13 protein-coding genes are annotated in these 17,724 nt (G+C 57.9%); 7 read left to right on the forward strand and 6 right to left on the reverse strand.

Annotated features, from left to right (window positions below):
• Positions 1-12 precede the first annotated feature (12 nt).
• Positions 13-537, reverse strand: coding sequence for a DUF4334 domain-containing protein (locus FHT86_RS26625; protein ID WP_409527626.1), 525 nt, complete (start codon positions 535-537; stop codon positions 13-15).
• Positions 538-963: 426 nt separating this feature from the next.
• Here FHT86_RS26625 and FHT86_RS26630 point away from each other — a divergent pair, with 426 nt between their 5' ends.
• From FHT86_RS26630 to FHT86_RS26640, 3 genes are all read left to right on the forward strand, one after another.
• Positions 964-1,206 carry a DUF982 domain-containing protein gene (locus FHT86_RS26630; RefSeq protein ID WP_133710191.1) on the forward strand — a complete coding sequence of 81 codons (243 nt, stop codon included), beginning with the start codon at positions 964-966 and terminating at the stop codon, positions 1,204-1,206.
• Between the two features lie 267 nt (positions 1,207-1,473).
• Positions 1,474-1,728, forward strand: a complete 255-nt coding sequence (locus FHT86_RS26635; protein WP_133710190.1) for a DUF982 domain-containing protein — start codon at positions 1,474-1,476, stop codon at positions 1,726-1,728.
• Positions 1,729-2,439: 711 nt separating this feature from the next.
• Positions 2,440-3,870 carry a family 16 glycosylhydrolase gene (locus tag FHT86_RS26640; protein WP_133710189.1) on the forward strand — a complete coding sequence of 477 codons (1,431 nt, stop codon included), beginning with the start codon at positions 2,440-2,442 and terminating at the stop codon, positions 3,868-3,870.
• 109 nt (positions 3,871-3,979) lie between these two features.
• Here FHT86_RS26640 and FHT86_RS26645 read toward each other — a convergent pair whose 3' ends face one another.
• Together FHT86_RS26645 and FHT86_RS26650 are read right to left on the reverse strand one after the other, a co-directional pair.
• The gene (locus FHT86_RS26645; protein WP_133710188.1) at positions 3,980-5,290 is read right to left on the reverse strand and encodes an HlyD family type I secretion periplasmic adaptor subunit; all 1,311 of its coding nucleotides are present in this window, start codon (positions 5,288-5,290) and stop codon (positions 3,980-3,982) included.
• Positions 5,287-7,032 (reverse strand): type I secretion system permease/ATPase, encoded by a 1,746-nt coding sequence (locus FHT86_RS26650; protein ID WP_133710187.1) that lies wholly within the window; start codon positions 7,030-7,032, stop codon positions 5,287-5,289. Before FHT86_RS26650 ends, FHT86_RS26645 begins: the two co-directional genes overlap by 4 nt.
• Before the next feature lie 636 nt (positions 7,033-7,668).
• Here FHT86_RS26650 and FHT86_RS26655 point away from each other — a divergent pair.
• Positions 7,669-9,033, forward strand: a complete 1,365-nt coding sequence (locus tag FHT86_RS26655) for an FAD-containing oxidoreductase (protein ID WP_133710186.1) — start codon at positions 7,669-7,671, stop codon at positions 9,031-9,033.
• A gap of 79 nt (positions 9,034-9,112) precedes the next feature.
• Here FHT86_RS26655 and FHT86_RS26660 read toward each other — a convergent pair whose 3' ends face one another.
• Positions 9,113-10,603: a globin-coupled sensor protein gene (locus FHT86_RS26660; protein ID WP_133710185.1), complete on the reverse strand. Its 1,491-nt coding sequence runs from the start codon at positions 10,601-10,603 to the stop codon at positions 9,113-9,115.
• A 524-nt stretch (positions 10,604-11,127) separates the two neighbouring features.
• Here FHT86_RS26660 and FHT86_RS26665 point away from each other — a divergent pair.
• From FHT86_RS26665 to FHT86_RS26675, 3 genes are all read left to right on the forward strand, one after another.
• Positions 11,128-12,801: an arylsulfatase gene (locus tag FHT86_RS26665; protein ID WP_133710249.1), complete on the forward strand. Its 1,674-nt coding sequence runs from the start codon at positions 11,128-11,130 to the stop codon at positions 12,799-12,801.
• Positions 12,802-12,899: 98 nt separating this feature from the next.
• Positions 12,900-13,559: a hypothetical protein gene (locus tag FHT86_RS26670; RefSeq protein ID WP_133710184.1), complete on the forward strand. Its 660-nt coding sequence runs from the start codon at positions 12,900-12,902 to the stop codon at positions 13,557-13,559.
• A 219-nt stretch (positions 13,560-13,778) separates the two neighbouring features.
• A complete protein-coding gene (locus FHT86_RS26675; protein WP_133710248.1) occupies positions 13,779-14,618 on the forward strand; it encodes a class I SAM-dependent methyltransferase in 840 nt (279 codons plus the stop codon).
• A 267-nt stretch (positions 14,619-14,885) separates the two neighbouring features.
• Here the strand turns inward: FHT86_RS26675 and htpG are convergent, their stop codons facing one another.
• Positions 14,886-16,778, reverse strand: coding sequence for a molecular chaperone HtpG (gene htpG / locus FHT86_RS26680; protein ID WP_133710183.1), 1,893 nt, complete (start codon positions 16,776-16,778; stop codon positions 14,886-14,888).
• A 274-nt stretch (positions 16,779-17,052) separates the two neighbouring features.
• On the reverse strand, positions 17,053-17,535 hold the full coding sequence (locus FHT86_RS26685) for a hypothetical protein (protein WP_133710182.1): 483 nt from the start codon (positions 17,533-17,535) through the stop codon (positions 17,053-17,055).
• Positions 17,536-17,724 lie beyond the last annotated feature (189 nt).

A 17,724-nucleotide genomic window follows, 5' to 3' on the forward strand; every position in this document is an offset into this window, starting at 1 on the left:
GAAACCGGCTTCCTAGAGCTCCGTTTTTATGCGCGTGAGAACGAAAAAATAATGTCGGCCATCGCCCTCGACGGCCATGACGCCCAAGAGCCGGTCATCGTCAATTCTGCGGAAATGGTCGATGATCGGCTGCCTGTCATATACCATTGCAGCGCTCGTCTTGTCCCTGAAGGACATCGATCGGAGGGAGGCGACCGGCCCCTTTGCTCGCCCCAGTTTCTGTAAATACGAAAACAAACCGCGCGCCGCCCTGGTCCGCCCGAAGCGATGAAAACGAAGCGCAAGTTTCAGAGGGATCATTCCCGGGTCAATGGCCACGAGCCGGTGAGGTCCTAGCGCAAACAGCAGAGCGTCGGCTCTGAGATTGGCGGTGAAGCGCTTGCCGTACCATCCGAGATTTTCCAGCACACCGTCGAGCGGGTGGCCGGACGCAATACCGTGACCTTGCCAAAGGCCGGCAAGTTCGCTGATCGAAACCACGCTCAGGCTGTCGAAATAGTCGAAGGCTTCGGCCTGCGATCGGAAACTGCTCGGAATTTGCCGGGCGGTGTTTTCCACGTCGCTCAACTCGCCCTTCCGACAGTCGTCAGCACTTCTCCAGTTCCCCCGTCTTCCAGACATTTCTGAGTAAGGCCTTTTCCGATACTACTCCACTGAAGGCAGAGATTTCTGCTGCATTTGTCCTTCCGCCCGGCACGGTATGCGAATTCTTCCGCGTGTTCGACACGCGATTTTCATGACTCATGATAACAAGCCCCTAAAGGGCCGGCGGGGTAGCTCGTTTCGGGACCTTCCAATGGCGGGTGCTTTTGACTGGTCCCGTCAGAATCTCCCCTGATCTGTAACCCTCGTTTACCTGCGCAGCTTTTTTCTTGCGGAGATGGAATTTTTTATCTCGCTCTTGGAACAGAGCGGCGAAACCATCGTTTGTCTAACTTCAGCTGAAAGAAAAAGGAGGTCAGAATGAGCGCTCTCGCATGGGAGGCACCCGTTTCGGTCATTGTCAGCAGCGGGAAACAAAAGGTCGTCAAAAGCCCGGCCGAAGCCGTCGGATGCCTGGAACGAGAATGGCCGATCGCCGATGGCGTCTTTTTGAGGGAGGCTAAGAAGGTCTGCATCGCCGCCCTCGAGCACGAATGTACGGCGAGCGAAGCGCGTGACGCCTTTGAAATGGCCTCGCTCGAGGCGGTTCTAGTTTGTCGCTGAGGCTATTTGCCGATTGCTTGCATACGCAATGACACGAAAGCACGCCAACCGGCGGAGAGCTTCACCGACATCTTTTTCTCTCAGCTTAAGCTTTGGCCTCGTTAAGCCCAACCATGCCGCGTCACTGTCACCGGCATCAGCGTGGGCTTTTTTTGCCCCTCTCCCGTCATCTTCTGTTGATTGGCCAAAGGCGGATTAGTCGTGCCGCCCTCCCGGAACGTTTTTTGCAAGGTTACTGAAGTCTTTATGTTTCGGAGGTAATGCGTTTTGAAACGAAACACTTTGCGGCCATTCTCTGCCGTGACGCTCGTGATGGGAGGCACGGAGGGTTATCGGCGGGTCAATTCGGTACAGGAGGCGGCTGAGACGCTGCTGGAGCATTGGCCGGTTGAAGATGGTGAAGAGTACGTAACCGCGGTACGAATATGTCTCGATGCGATGATGGGTGTGGTCTGCCCACAAGCCGCGCGAGAAGCATTCATCAAGGCGGCAGAAGAAGCCGGGATATCTCTGTTGCAGTGAGGTCCACAGGCCGCTCTTCGTCGCGTGGACAGCATCAAGCCCCTTGTATTACTCGCGCGAAGGCGGAGAGGATGCAGACCTTTGACGTCCGTCAGCTTGACATATTTCTCAAGCCGCGGCCGTCTTTGTCGTGCGCGCCCACCTACGACCGGACGAATTGTCGCGACCACGATAAGGCGCGGGAACCAAAGCGCTTCTTCTGAGTTTCAGATCAGCGGGACGCTTACCCCGCAGCTCACGGTGTACCACGCCGGCCACTGGAGCGTGAGCCCGCCGCGACTATCGACTCCCGGTCTGCGGCGGGCTTTTGGCTTTTGTTCGTGGCAGCAGGTCCTTGCGGAAAGCCGCAACCGGATTTCACGTCAGCCTGCTATCTCATTCGCAGACACTCAATCGCTTCAACTCTGCGGTGATAGCCGAGAGCGAATGGGAATAGCTCGTTGCTGTTCCACGCCGCGATGCGGTTTGCAGGCTAAGCTCACTTCCCGACTTCATAACCGACCAATACGGCACGCTATGTGTGAAGCAGCATTCGATCTTGATGCGCGATTAAGCATGGGGGGTCTTTAAGCCGGCCATATTTCACATAAAGCTGAAATCAACCTGTAGGGGGCTGTGCTGCAATGCGGAAAATGTTATCTCTCTAACGTAAGCGCGGAGGAATGTTGGCTCTGTGGAGGAGACAGCCACGCACAACGGAAGAGGTTTCGAATGCCCAATACGGTACTCAATGCCCTAGGCCAAACGCTCTACTACAGTGGAACTTCGACAAGTTGGTTTTCAGCCACAGGCTCCGGTCCGACGCTTAACGGCACGGCTGGAAATGATTCGATGTATGGCGACAGCTCCGTCAACGTAACGATGGCGGGCGGCACTGGAGATGATATCTACTATCTCTATTCGAGCATCAATCACGCCTACGAGGCCCCTGGTGCTGGGGTAGATACCATCAATACGTGGATGGACTACACGCTGCCCGCAAATTTCGAGAATCTCACGGTGACCGGCGATGGCCGTCATGCCTTCGGCAACAGCGCCGACAACATCATCACTGGCGGTGCAGGCAGCCAGACCATCGATGGCGGTGCAGGCAACGACGTCCTGACCGGCGGCGGCGGTGCCGATACCTTCCTATTCACCAAGGGCAATGGCAGCGACCTGATCACTGATTTCAGCAGCGACGATAAGGTGCGTCTGAACCAATATGGACTGACGTCCTTCGATCAGGTCGTCAGTCATCTTACCCAGCAAGGCGCCAATCTGCGCCTCGATCTTGGCGGCGGCGAGAGCCTGGTTTTTGCCAACAAGACCATTGCCGATCTGCATTCGGACCAGTTCCAGCTCGGACTCGACCGTTCCGCGCTCACGCAGACCTTTTCGGATGATTTCAATTCGCTTTCCCTTCATCAGGGAACGCAAGGCACCTGGGATGCGAAATACTGGTGGGCGCCGGACAAGGGCAGCAGCATGACCGGCGAGCTGCAATGGTATGTCAATCCGCTCTATGGCCCGACCGCATCGGCCAATCCATTTTCCGTTTCGAACGGCGTGTTGACTATTTCGGCCAAACCGACGCCCGATTCGCTGAAATCGCTTCTGGAAGGCCATGACTATACCTCCGGCATTCTGAACACCCATTCCACGTTCTCCCAGACTTATGGCTATTTTGAAATGCGGGCCGACATGCCACATGATCAAGGCACATGGCCTGCTTTCTGGCTTCTGCCGGAAGACGGCTCATGGCCGCCTGAACTCGATGTGGTGGAAATGCGCGGGCAGGATCCGAACACGGTCAACGCAACCGTTCACTCCAACGCGACGGGTCAGCACACCATGCAAACCATTCCGGTGCAAGTTCCCAGCACCGATGGTTTTCACAATTACGGCGTGCTGTGGGACCAGGATCAAATCGTCTGGTATTTCGACGACGTCGCCATCGCGCATGCGGCAACACCGGCCGATATGCACAGCCCGATGTACATGCTGGTGGATCAGGCCGTCGGCGGCACAGCAGGCACTCCGACTGACAGCCTGAAAGACTCGGAGATGAAAATCGACTACATCAAGGCCTATCAGTTGAACGACCATATGACCCAGACGGCCGCGGCCGCGGCTGCCCATACTCCGGACTGGCATATCTGATAGGGTCCGACCTGCACCAAGCGTTCGGCGCAGCCGTTTTTTAATCGCGGCTGCGCCGTTCGTCCTTAACCGGCAAATCGGCTTAAACAACGCACGTTAGAGAAACGTCCTAATCCCCTCTGAATGCACGCTTTATCTGATCGGTCATTGGCTTGGTCAGATAGGCGAGAACGCTTCTTTTTCCGGTCTGCATGAAGGCCTCCACGGGCATGCCGGGCAGAGGCGTGAGCTTCCCCAATCGGTCCCACTCTTCCTTCGGCACTTTGGCGCGAACGATGTAATAGCTCACACCCGTATGCTGATCGGTCGTCAGATCCGCCGAAATGGTTTCGACGCGTCCGTTGAGTTCGGGCGTGATGCGTTGGTTGAAGGCGGAAAATCGCAACGCGACCACCTGACCGACGGCAATCTGATCGATATCCTGCGGCGCAAGCTTCAGCTCGGCGACCAGCGCGTCCTTGTCCGGTACGATCTGCATGATCGTTTCTTTCGGCCCGATCACGGCGCCGGCGGAATGGACGTTCAACTGATCGACAATACCCGCCTGCGGCGCCCGTATATCCACCCGTTTGAGATCATCCTCGGCAGCGATCAACCGTTCCGAAAACTGACCGATATCGCTTTCGGCCTGTCGCAGTTGGTCGGAGACTTCCGAGCTGTGATCGTCGTCGATCTGAATGATCTGAAGCTCGGTTTCGGTAATTTTGCCGTTGGTCTGTGCAATCGAGGAAACAAGATTACCGAGTTCACCGGTCAGGCGAGCGCTGTCTCTTTGCAGCGAATAGACTTTCGCCGCCGGGACGATGCCTTGATCGAACAGTCGCTGGAGGCTGCCCAGCTCCTTGTTGACGAGCTCAATCTCGATCCTCTTGCCCTTCTCCTGCGCGACGAGGCCGTCCACTTCCTGTTTCAACTGTTGAATTCTCTCACGCAGCTGCGACTTCTGACCCTGTCGCGATGCCAACCGGTCGCTGAAAAGTTGGCGCTCGCCGGCCAGTATGTTCGCCACGCCATCGTCGCCGGCGATGGATTGGAGATCTGCCGGAAAGCTGATCGCACTCTTGTCGTCGCGCTCCGCAACCAAACGCGCCCTTCTGGCGGACAGTTCATTCAAACGCTTTCTGATAATGCCGAGATTGGCTCGGTTTTGCGTATCATCCAGGCGGATCAATATCTGGTCGGCATCGACGTGGTCGCCATTCTTCACGCGGATTTCGCCAACGATTCCGCCCTTGAGATGTTGAACAGTCTTTACATAGCTGTCGACGACCAGGGTGCCGGAGGTAATGACCGCTCCCGAAATCTTCGTCGCTGCCGCAAGACCACCCATGACGCCAAAAAGGACAAGAATCGTCGCCAGCACGAAAATGGAAAGGCGGCGGATCGCACGCTCGGTGGAAGACAAGCCCATGTTTTTCATCCGCTCACATCCTCGCCGGCAATCATCAAACGCACTGGCCCGGCCCCCGAATGCCTGGTGGATCCGCCAAGAATCTCGTCCTTCGGTCCGAACGCCTGCATCTGACCGTTCGCAATGATCAGGACCTTGTCGGCGGCCGCCAAAGCGCTCGGCCTGTGCGCTACGACGACGGCAATGCCGCCGCGTGCCCGAATGCCTATCAAGGCTTTGGTCAAGGATGCCTCCCCCTCGGCATCCAGATTGGAATTCGGCTCGTCAAGAACCACCAAAAATGGATCGTCATAGAGGGCCCGGGCCAGGGCAATGCGCTGCCGCTGACCAGCGGAAAGTCGCGAACCACCTTCGCCGATGACCGTGTCGAACCCATCCGGTAGTTTGACGATCATGTCGTATACGCCGGCCGCCCTCGCCGCCGCGATAATCGGTCCGGGCTGCATGTCTTTCGCGAAGCGGGATATATTCTCCGCTATCGAGCCGTCGAACAGACCAACATCCTGGGGTAGATATCCGATATGCCGCCCCAGGTCGCCCCGTTCCCATTGCGACAACGCCGCCTGATCGAGCCTGATTGCGCCGATCACAACCGGCCATAATCCCGTGATCGCTCTGGCAAGCGACGATTTTCCCGAAGCGCTCGGGCCAATCACGCCGAGCACCGTTCCCGCAGATATCTTGAATGAGACATTGCGGAGGATGAAGTCGCGGCTGCCGGGGGATGTGAGGCTTATGTTCTCGACGCCGAGCTCTTTTTGCGGTGTCGGCAGGGCCACGGCCCGGTGTTCGGTAGGGACAAGGTCCAACAGCTTGGCGAGGCGCGACCAACTTTGGCGGGCCCCGACAAAGCCTTTCCATTGCCCGATTGCCAGCTCCACGGGGGCAAGCGCGCGGGTGACCATGATCGAGCTGGCGATGATGATGCCGCCCGTCGCCTCCTGCTTGATGACAAGGATTGCGCCGACAGCCAATACAGCGGACTGCAACATCATCCGCAATATCTTCGCGATCGTGGTCAGCGTGCCGACGATGTTGCCGGCGGAGAGCTGATTGCCGAGATACTCCTCATTCATGGCCGTCCATTTCTCGGTAAGGCGGCCGCTGAAACCCATCGCGACCACTGCCTCCCAGTTCCGGCGGGCCGCTTGTGCAAAGCCGAGACGAGCCGCGGAAGACTTCGCGGCTTCAAGCGCTGGTTTTTGCGACAGGATCTCTGCAAGGGCTGTCAGGACAATGAGTAAAACGGCGCCGCACAAGGCGGTGAAGCCGATCCAGAAGTGGAACAGAAAGCACAGGATCAGGTAAAAAGGCATCCAAGGCAGATCGAATAGGGCGGTCGAGCCGCTCCCGGACAAAAACGATCGGACCTGTTCCAGATCGCGAACGGACTGCAGCCCATCATCGGGCGTTTGCGCTCTCGTTGGCAGATAGATGAGCGAGCCGAAGACTTTTCGGTTCATCCGTTCATCGAGAGACATGCCCACGCGCGCAAGCAGCATCGAACGCAACAGTTCGAGGGTCCCCTGGAATATGAACAGGGTCGCGGCGATAATCGCCAGTCCCGCGAGCGTTGGAAGACTACGGCCCGGAATGACCCGATCGTAAACCTGCAGCATAAAAAAGGAGCCGGTCAGCGCCAGGATGTTTATTGCAGCGCTCGCTATCGCAATGCTGAAAAACGCCTTTCGAAGGGACGACAGCATCAAAGAGATGAATTTTTGTGGTGGTTCTTTCGGAACAGCAAGCACGTTGCTTAAATCCTTAAGTTATCCTTCGCACGCAGCAGAGATGGCCTCCGACGCTTGTCAACGCCGTTCTCTAGCCGGGTGCCTGGAGCTTGGACTGCGCACGAGGGGTCGGGCGGCCATCCGATAGTGACGACGGCAACTGCCGCGCCGCGATTAAGCCTGCAGCCTAAAGGCCGATCGCTTCATCCATCAGCTTCGACCATCCTTCGCATTTTATGAAGTCGGAATTTACTTCGCTTTCACTCTCAGTGAATCTAATCTTAGCGTTTCGCATTCTGTCTCCTTGCGACACATATGCGACCAGACATGGCTTTACGGCGCTTGCCGTCAAGGTTTGGAAACATTTGTGCGGAGACCGTGACATAGCTGCCTCACCGGCATCAATGTTTCCCAACGGCAAAAAAGACGCGCTGGATTGCTGGACAGCTTAGCCTGCGCAAAAAGATGCTAAAGACAAAACGCAAATACGCGTTGATTTGCCGCAGACAGGAGCATTTTATCGAAAGCCATCCGATCGCTCCTTCAGGTTTTCGGCCAAGGTTCCGCTCAAGTCTGCTAAACTGCACTGGGACAAGGTGTCGGCACCCAGTCGAGCCGGTGGGAAAAACAATCATCAAACTGCGGCAGGGGATAACCATGAAGACCTTCGACGCGATTATCATCGGTGCCGGGCAGGCAGGGCCATCTCTTGCCGGACGTTTTGCGGCCGCGGGCATGACGGTGGCTCTGATCGAGCGGAAATTCGTCGGTGGAACCTGTGTCAACGCGGGCTGCATGCCGACCAAGACCTTGGTCGCCAGCGCCCGAACCGCTCACGTGATCCGGCGAAGCGCGGACTATGGCATCCACACGAACGGCGGGGTATCGACGGATATGACGGCCGTCGAGAAGCGCGCGGCGACCGTCATAAATAATACCAGGAATTCGCTGACGACGTGGCTCGAGTCCACGGACAAAATCTCCCTGAAACGCGGACATGCGCGCTTCGAGAGCGCAACGACCATCCGCGTCGGTGATGAAACATTGACCGCACCACGCATCTTTCTCAACGTCGGCGCCAGGCCAGCCGTTCCTGCGTTGCCCGGGCTCTCGGACGTCGAGTATCTGACAAGTACCTCCATGATCCACCTGACTGCCCTACCCCGCCACCTCGCCATCATCGGCGCCGGCTATATCGGCCTCGAATTCGCGCAGATGTACCGGCGCTTCGGCACCGAAGTCAGCATCATCGAACGCAGCCCGCGATTGGCCCCGCGAGAGGATGACGATGTCTGCCAGGCGATCGGTGACGTTCTTCGTTCCGAAGGCATATCGATCCATACGAATGCACAGGACATCAAACTATCGAAAAGCGGTGAGGACATCCGCATCTCGACCGCCAGCAATCCGGACGTCGACGCAAGCCATCTCCTCATCGCCACGGGCCGCCGGCCGAACACCGACGATCTTGGTCTTTCGGAGGCAGGTGTGGCGCTGGACGACAAGGGTTATATCATCGTCGACGATCATCTCTCCACCAATGTCGCCGGCATATGGGCGCTTGGCGATTGCAACGGCCGCGGCGCTTTCACGCATACCTCTTACAATGATTTCGAAATCGTCGCCGCCAATCTTCTAGACGGGGAAGACCGGAAGGTGAGCGAGCGTATTCCGGCATATGCGCTCTATATCGATCCGCCGCTTGGGCGCGTCGGTATGACGGAGCGAGAAGCACGGGCAACCGGGCGGGCGATCTCAGTATCGACCATGCCGATGAGCCGTGTCGGGCGCGCCATCGAAAAAGATGAGACAAAGGGCCTGATGAAGGTCGTCGCCGATGTTGAAACCGGACAGATTCTGGGTGCCGCAATCCTCGGTGTCGAAGGCGACGAAGCGATCCACGGCTTCATCGACGCGATGCATGCGCGAACGCCCTACCCGGTTCTGAAATGGGCCGTGCCGATCCATCCCACCGTATCCGAGCTCATTCCGACGCTTCTCGGTGGGCTCAAATCGGCTTAGCAGCTTCGGCCGGCGTCTTTCCTTCAGGGACTTACCGTCACTGCTTCATTCTCACGAGAGCAACAAATCGGCCGCCCGATCAGGCGGCCCGGTTCAAGCGGGCGGCTTCTTGGCCGGCGGTGCCGAAACGCTGGAGGAGGTGCACGAGACTCTCGACCTCGTTGCGAAGTCGGCGTGTTTCCGCGGAGGTGCGTTCGACCATGCCGGAATTCTGCTGGGTGATCGTATCCATGCTGCGGATCGCGACATTGACCTCGTCGACGCCGGTTGCCTGATCTCGCGCCGTGGCTGCGATGTCGGAAACGAACTGGTTGATGACATCGATGCGACCGATCATATCGCTAAACGCCTCGCCCGTACCGCTGACGATACCCACGCCCTTGTTCACCTGATCTGAGCTTTCCGAAATAAGCTGCTTGATCTCCTTGGCTGCCCCGGCGCTTCGCTGCGCCAGTTGCCGGACCTCTTGGGCCACAACAGCAAAGCCCTTGCCGGCATCTCCGGCACGAGCCGCTTCGACACCGGCGTTGAGCGCCAGCAGGTTCGTTTGGAAGGCGATCTCATCGATCACCCCGATAATCTTCGAAATCTCGGTTGACGACTGTTCGATTGCGGCCATGGCCGAAGCGGCATCGGTGACCAATTGGCCCGAGTTCCTTGCCCGTTGCTGGGTTTCGCGAACAGCCTCGGAAGCCTTTTCGGCATTAGCAGCCGTCTGGCCGACAGTGACGGTGAGTTGCTGAAGGGCGGCCGAACTTTGCTCGACGCCAGCGGCCTGCTGGGCGGTCCGCAGCGCCAAATCGTCGGTCGCCTTCGATATCGTCTCGGTGCCAGTCAAGATCTCGCCCGATGTCCTATGGACCGACGCGAAGGAATTGCGCAACGCGCCGACCGCCTTGTTGTAGTCCAAAGCCATTTCCTGAAAGTTTCCCGGCAGATCCGCAGGAAGTTTGGCATCGAGATCGCCCTTGGCGAGCGCAGCCAGCGCCCGACGCAGATGGGCCAGCGCCAGCGCCTGGTCGGCTTCGGTACGCAGCCGTTCCGCCTCGAGCGATTTACGCTTCTCTTCAAGGGCTTCGAGGTAAACGCTGATGGAATAGTCCATGTCCAGCATGGCCGCCTTTACGACGGCGGAAATTCCAGCCGACAGCTTCTTTCCTTGTCCGCGGCGAAAGAAGGTCGACGATTGCTTTTCAACGATGCCTTTGATCAATTCGGACATGACGAGCGCATAGCCGCCAATATACCAGCGCGGCTCGAGGCCGACGCGGGCATGCGTTCTGCCGATGGCCTGCACTCCCTGCACGTAAGAGGCATCAAAGTTTCCATTGGCGAGATTGGCCCAATGATCCTGTTGCCTCTTCTTGGCGCCGGCCATATGGCTTTCACTGTGGAAGAAGCCGGCGACGTCGGCAGCTTTCGCGACCTTCTTATAGAGTTTGTCCAGCGCACCGCCGATTTTTTCCGCGATCAGGGGCCGCAATTCCCTGAGGGTATCGCGAGTTACGACGTCGAGCTCAATGAAATCAAGACGTTGCTGGAGATTGTTCGTCGAATGGTCAAAGGTCATGGAAATCTCGGTCAGAAGGTGGCGGCGCGGGACTTACTGCCTTCCTTGTTGCCAAATATGGTTTCCCAAGAGTTAAGCAGGCGCTATGGTTTGTGGCCTATCATCGCCTGTTGGCAGTCTTCACATCCCCAAAATGCTTTTACCGCGCGCAGCTGAACGGCTGGCCGGTGTCGGGATCAGCATGTGCCCATGGGATTCGGATAGATCGCTTGCGGGCACTCCTGTGTCATGATGCCACTGCTGGGCAACGTTGCTTCCCCAAAGGCCAATATCGGCTCTGGCACCTTCGAGTTAAGGTTACAGTTGGAGGGGAGACAATTCTCCTCCGCAAATCAATGGTCAGTATGCCCGACGCGGAGTACGCATCCGAAGTGACGGGGCCGCACCAATTGTCGACTTAGCCATCTCGATATCTGCCCGCGTTCTGCTTTGACTCGTCTTTCAACCAACCTTGGCCGTCCTTGCGATGGCCTCTCGGGGGAGGCATAGAAATGAGACGGACTACGAAGTTCTTCACAGCAGCAATGGCGGTCGCGGGCAGCCTGTTGGCGAGCACGGCGGCAATACAAGCGCAGGAGACCAGGAAGCCCAACATCCTGTTCATCATGGGTGACGACATCGGATGGATGCAGCCGAGCATCTATCACCAAGGTCTCGCGGTCGGTGAAACACCCAATATCGACCGCATCGGCCGGGAAGGCGCGAAGTTCATGACCTATTATGCCGAGCAGAGCTGCACGGCAGGGCGGACCGCATTCATCACCGGCATGCAGCCGGTGCGCGTCGGCATGGTTCTGCCGGAGATTCCCGGAAGCCCGTCCTACCTGCGGGCCGGCACGCCTCACCTCGCCAAGTTCCTGTATGATCTCGGCTACTCGACAGGTGAGTTCGGCAAGAACCATCTCGGAGATACCACCGAATCCCTACCGACGGCACACGGATTCCAGGAATTTTGGGGCTACCTCTATCACCTCGACGCCATGCAGGGGGTGAGCTTCCCCGACATCAACAAAACCCCAACCGAGCAGGGGATCGCACCGCCTTGCAGAAACACGCCGATCCCCGGCTTAACGGAAGACCCGGCATCCGTGGACCCGAAGACCACGACCTGCCTGACGCCGCCGCGTCCGATGCTTTCGTGCAAATCGTCCGACGGATCCCCGGCCAACCAAAGCTGCAAGGACGAGGGCCCGCTGACGCTTGAGCGCTCCAAGACGATTGACGAAGAGATCTCAAGCAAGGTCATCGATTTCCTCGACCGCAATGACCCGAAGAAGACCAACAAGCCCTTCTTCGTCTGGTACAACCCGGCCCGCATGCACATCACGACTGTGTTGCCCGACAAATATCTGAACATGGTCGGCGAGGCCGGGGGCAAGGACTGGGGCGTCAACGAAGCCGGCATGAAGCAGATGGACGACAACATCGGCTACGTTTTGAAAAGGCTCGAGGAGATGGGAGAACTCGACAACACCATCGTCGTCTTCACGACCGATAACGGCGCCGAGACGATCACCTTCCCAGATGGTGGCACCACCCCGTTCAAGGGCGGAAAGCTCAGCACCTGGGAAGGCGGCATGCGTGCGCCACTTGTGGTTCGCTGGCCGGGGCACATCGAGCCCGGTACGGTCAAGAACGACATCTTCTCGGCGCTCGACTGGCTGCCGACGTTTGTGGACATCGCAGGCGGTCCGAAGGGTGACGGGCTGAAGAAAGAGATCGAGGCGGGTACGTATCCCGGGATCGTCAAGACCACGCTCGACGGGATCGATCAGCGCGACTTCCTGGAAGGCAAGTCTCCATCCGCGCGCGACACTTTCTTGTACTATTCCGGCAAGGAGCCATCGGCTGTCCGCTACAAGAACTGGAAGATGTACTTCGCCATGGTTTCCGACGATCCGGCTGGCTTCGTTGGCGGCGTGCAGCCGTACGCCTGGACGCAGGTCGTCAACATCAAGCGCGACCCGTTCGAAACCTCGGTCGGTCAGCAGATCAAGACACTGTTTGGCATGGCCGGATCGATTGCGTCACCGTCCACCGCCTATGTCTATGACTGGAACATCCTGCCGATCGGCCAGCAGTTGTGGCTGAAGCATCTCGAGACCTACATCGACTTCCCGCCGCTTCAGGACCCTGCAAGCTACAATCTGGAGCAGGTCATGCAGCAGGTCAAGGAGATGAAGACAGGTCACGATTGACGCGCGCAGGAGCGTAGCGACGTCGGAGCGGACGCCCCGAAAGGCGTCCGCTCCATGCTTCACCTGTCAGGTCCTTGGGGCCGATTGAGGGCGGGACGATGAGCGATGTCATCCAAGCAGGTCGTGACGAACCCCGATGGCCTCCGGTGGTGGCGATACTTGCAGTGTTCGTCCTTTTGGAGGTGCTGCCGCACCATGTCTACGCCATGCCGCGATGGGTGTCCTACGGGGTTTTAGTCGTCGCTATCGCTCCAATGGTCATGGTGACGGTGTCGACTGACAACGCTGTCTGGCTACGCATCGAGCGCGTTGCGATCATGCTGCTTGCCAGTGCCTACGCAGGCAATACGGCGGCGGAACTTGGAGATATCATCGGGATCATCACCGTGCACCCGCCCGAGACACGATCAGTATCGCTGTTGACGTCATCATTTGCGATCTGGATCACCAACGTTCTTACCTTCTCGCTGCTTTACTGGCAGGTTGATGCGGGTGGCCCGTCGCGCATCGCTCGTGGGGTAGCAAGAAGACCTGACTGGCTCTTTCCCCAGGCGTCGGCCCGCGAATTCGCGCCGCCGGATTGGCGGCCGCTCTACATCGATTATCTATCTCTGGCGTTCAATACGGCGACGGCTTTCAGTCCCACCGACGTGCTACCACTCACGCAACGTGCGAAGGCGCTCATGATGCTCGAAAGTGCCATTTCGCTGCTGACACTCGTCCTCGTGGCCGCGCGTGCAGTCAATGTCATTCCGTAGCATATCCACGGCGATGCGGCCGTTTCCTGTCGCGACGGCATCTGCGCAACAAGCGAAGCCGAACATTCCGTTCATTCTCGGCGACAACGTCGCTGGATTCCAGCAAACGTGGCATTTGCTTCCACAACGCCGCATATTTCCATTGAATCCCGACATCAGTGGCCCATAGTGGACCACTTCCGGGCTTTGCCGGTTGGACGCATCAGGGAGGAGGCGTGCATGTCAGCGAATCTCGACGATATCCGTAACCAGCAACGTGAGACCTGGGACAAGTTTTCGGCCGGCTGGAAGAAATGGGACAGCTTGGTTCTAAGTTGGCTCGCGCCGTTTGGTGACACCATGCTCCGGCATGCAAATCTCTCGAACAGCTTTAGCGTGCTTGACGTAGGCACCGGCGAACCCGGCCTAACGGCTGCAGCGGCAATCCCCGACGGTTATGTGACCGTAACCGATCTCTCGGAAAATATGCTGGCCGCGGCCGCCGAAAATGCCGCCAAACGTGGCCTGAAAAACTTCAAAACTCAGCTATGCGATGCGGGAGCGTTGCCTTTCGCCGATGCCCGTTTCGATGCCGTCCTATGCCGGTTTGGATTTATGTTCTTCCCGGACATTGCTACTGCCGCAAAGGAGATGGCACGCGTGGCAAAGCCCGGGGCGCGAGTCTGCACCGCAGTATGGAGCACTCCTGCCAAAAATCCTTGGGCGACCACGATCATGGGCACTATCGCCCGCCACGTGGATATGCCCTCGCCGCCACCCGGCTCTCCAGGTCTGTTCCGCTGCGCGCCGGAAGGCATGATGGTCGAGACCTTCAAAGAGGCGGGCCTTCTCGACGTCGCCGAGGAGGAGGTGTCGACTACTATGGTGCACGATTCACCCGAGCGCTACTGGGACTTCATGACCGAGGTCGCCGCGCCGGTCGTCGCCGGACTATCCAAGGCCGATCCGGCAACACGGGAGAAAATCCGTCGCGAGGTCCTGGAGCTAGCGCAACAATCCATCAGCGATGGCAAGGTTCAGCTCCGCTCAACGGCAACGGTAATCGTAGGTACGCGATAGCCTTTTGGTGCCCTTCCTTTAAAACAGCTTGGTCGGCGCACCAAACCTCCCCTCAGGAGAAACGGCGCTGGATGCGGCAATCCCAATTGGGCTTTGGAAGGCAGGCGCATTGGCCGCGCCTTCAAAACAGCCGAGGCAAGCTGCTTTCCGGGCTTGGCTACTCGATCAATCCGCGGTGGATGGGCAACAGACCCATCCACCGCGGGACAGCTGATGGCGGAAATCACCCCGGCGGCAACAGGCCGCGAGATTTCGAACAGAACTCCCTTATTGCAATGCTCTTTCCATGAGCCGTGCTAACCGCTCGGCGAAGGCGCGCGGATCAGCCGGTTTGTCACCGTCCAAAACCCGTGCCTGATCGAGCAGCAGGAATGCCGCGTCATCGCGCAGGGACGGCTGATCGCTTTTGGCGGCAACGGCCTTCACGACGGGATGATCCTGATTGATCTCCAGGATAGGCTTTGCTCCGGACTGCAGACGGCCAGCACCCTGCAGAATTTTTTCGAGCTGCCGGTCGTAGCCCTGTTCGGGCGCAACGAGGCAGACGGCACTTTCGATCAAACGGTCAGACGCACGCACGTCCGAAACCTGATCGGCGAGCTTCTCTTTCGCAAATGCGATGAATGCCTGAACCTCTGCAGGTGCTGTCTCGCTCGCCGCCGTGCCTTGCTCGACCTTGCTGAATTGCGTGAGGTCTGCGGAACCCTGGGTGATCGACTTGAAGGTCTTGCCCTCGAATTCCGGGGCATTGGTAACCCAGAAGCTGTCGACGGAATCGGTCAGCAGCAGAACCTCGATGCCGCGTGCACGAAAACCTTCGAGCTGCGGCGATGCTTTCAGTTGCTCCAGGCTGTTGCCGGCGAGATAGTAGATCGACTGTTGGCCTTCCTTGATGTCCTTGACGTAGTCGGAAAGAGAGCGATAGCCCTCCTCTCCGGACGCCGTTGTTCGGAAGCGCGACAGCGCCATCAGTTGGGTGCGCCGCTCGAAGTCTTCATAGATACCTTCCTTGATCAGGCTTCCGAACGCTTCCCAAAGCTTCAGAAAAGCGTCGTTGTCGCTTTCCGAAAGTTTTTCGATGGCCGCAATGATCCTGTTGGCGACGCCCTTGCGGATCGACGAAAGGATTGCGCTTTCCTGGATCATTTCGCGCGACACATTCAATGGCAGGTCGGCGGTATCGACAAGGCCGCGCACGAAGCGAAGATAACGGGGCAGGAGCTCGGCCTCGTCGGTGATGAAGACCCGCTTCACGTAGAGCTTCATGCGGCCCTTTCGATCGGGGTCGAAGAGGTCGAAGGGCTGAGAACCGGGGATAAAGGCGAGTGCGGAATATTCGTGGCGCCCTTCAGCGCGAAAATGCACCGTCAGAGCCGGTTCGTCGTATTGGCCCGAAATTCCGCGATAAAAGTCGGTATATTCCTCGCTCGTGATGTCGTTCTTCGATTTGGTCCAGAGCGCGGTGCCGTCGGTTAGTTGCGCCGGTTCGGCACCGGGCTTGTCTGCAATCCTGATCGGCACCGGCACATGACCCGACTGTTCCTTGACGATCCGCTCGATGCTCCAACGGGAGGTGTAGCTCTTGGCGTCGTCCATGAGATGCAGAGTGATCCGCGTACCGCGTGCCGGCGCCTCGCTGATATCGATCGGGCTGACGCTATAACCACCCTTGCCGTCGGAAGACCAAAGCCAGGCGTTGTCTGCGCCCGCATGGCGCGATACGACATCGACACGCTCGGCAACCATGAAGCAGGAATAGAAGCCAACGCCGAACTGTCCGATGAGTTGCGCGCCCTCGCCCTGCTTGTTTGCTTCGATTCGTTCCATGAACGCCCGCGTGCCGGAGCGAGCGATCGTTCCGAGCGCTTCGATCATCTCGTCGCGGCTCATGCCGATGCCGTTATCCTCGACGAGAAGCCTGCCGCCCTCCTCATCGAGCGTCAATACGATACGGCTGTCTGGATCGCTTGCGAGCAATGCAGGCGTAGCGATTGCCTCATAGCGAAGCTTTTCACAGGCATCGGCCGCATTCGAAATCAGTTCTCGTAAGAAAACATCCTTATCCGAATAAACTGAGTGAACCATCATATGCAGAAGGCGGGCGACGTCGGCCTCAAAGACGTGGCTCTCAGCGGGATTTTCTGCGGTGGTCGTGGTCATCTGCGTCTGGTCTCCAGAAAATGTTGAAAGTCGCGCCGAAGAGGTGGCGGAAGAAGGGCAGAATTTCAAGCGGGTGTCGGTCTGTCTGGGTTCAGCGCGATGCTTTTCCGCGACGTGAATTTGAGTGGGAAGGGAAGGCCTTCAACTTCGCTCCGACAGCTTTGGCATGGCCGGCGGGTTCGAAGTGGCAAGCGGTTCAATGCCGGCACGGTAAGTTCAGTACCGATTTCGGGCGTTATCCGCCAGCCTGTCGGCTCTCATATTTCCGGGCACGTTAATGAAACGCTGGCTGTATAGCCCCGGCATGAGGAAGTTGCTTGATAAGAGGATCATTTCGACCGTCCACGAAATAGGCTCGCAACCGCTCATAAATCTTTGCATTTTCCCTCGGACTGCAGTGCCACATCGTTTGTTGGAGCGTGTCGCCGAGCGTTACCGACCGCTGATTTCTCCCATGCATCATTGAGAAAAACTGCTTGGCGATCGTGTGGAAGAGATTCAGTTGTGAATTGTGTCTGAGCTTGCCGGCCTCGTTCAGATCCTCGAAATAACCCTGGACCATATCGAGACGATGCGCCTTTCCTTCAACATAGGCTATCATCACCTGTGCAATGATAACCTGTTCGTTCGCCCAGTTCGGGAATACCGCACTCTCTTCCGGCATGGCGCCGTTGACGACAAGGATGGTCTGCATATCCGGTCCGAGGATAATCGTCTTCATCCCGTAACTGTCGACGATCCAGTGCGCCATTTTCATCGATCTGCCTGGTTATCGGCGGCAATCTAAAGTCGCCTTCTGACAGCGACCTGAATCGCTGACGCGTTGGCGACCTGCCGGTGCGGCAGGCTATTTATCATGTTCGCGGCGCCGATCACGGCGATGAATCGGTTGCTGGCTTCAAGGAAAGGCCTCTCTTATGGTGTCATGGAGGTCTTCTCGTTACAT

Origin of the sequence: Rhizobium sp. BK313 (assembly GCF_014193655.1) — a bacterium.
Classification (GTDB): Bacteria; Pseudomonadota; Alphaproteobacteria; order Rhizobiales; family Rhizobiaceae; genus Rhizobium.

Excerpts from the sequence above, each read along its gene's own strand:
- htpG (WP_133710183.1), bottom strand. The coding sequence starts at position 16,778 with ATGACCACGACCACCGCAGAAAATCCCGCTGAGAGCCACGTCTTTGAG.
- FHT86_RS26670 (WP_133710184.1), top strand. The coding sequence starts at position 12,900 with ATGAGCGATGTCATCCAAGCAGGTCGTGACGAACCCCGATGGCCTCCG.
- FHT86_RS26640 (WP_133710189.1), top strand. The coding sequence starts at position 2,440 with ATGCCCAATACGGTACTCAATGCCCTAGGCCAAACGCTCTACTACAGT.
- FHT86_RS26655 (WP_133710186.1), top strand. The coding sequence starts at position 7,669 with ATGAAGACCTTCGACGCGATTATCATCGGTGCCGGGCAGGCAGGGCCA.
- FHT86_RS26685 (WP_133710182.1), bottom strand. The coding sequence starts at position 17,535 with ATGAAAATGGCGCACTGGATCGTCGACAGTTACGGGATGAAGACGATT.
- FHT86_RS26665 (WP_133710249.1), top strand. The coding sequence starts at position 11,128 with ATGGCGGTCGCGGGCAGCCTGTTGGCGAGCACGGCGGCAATACAAGCG.
- FHT86_RS26675 (WP_133710248.1), top strand. The coding sequence starts at position 13,779 with ATGTCAGCGAATCTCGACGATATCCGTAACCAGCAACGTGAGACCTGG.
- FHT86_RS26645 (WP_133710188.1), bottom strand. The coding sequence starts at position 5,290 with ATGAAAAACATGGGCTTGTCTTCCACCGAGCGTGCGATCCGCCGCCTT.
- FHT86_RS26630 (WP_133710191.1), top strand. The coding sequence starts at position 964 with ATGAGCGCTCTCGCATGGGAGGCACCCGTTTCGGTCATTGTCAGCAGC.
- FHT86_RS26660 (WP_133710185.1), bottom strand. The coding sequence starts at position 10,603 with ATGACCTTTGACCATTCGACGAACAATCTCCAGCAACGTCTTGATTTC.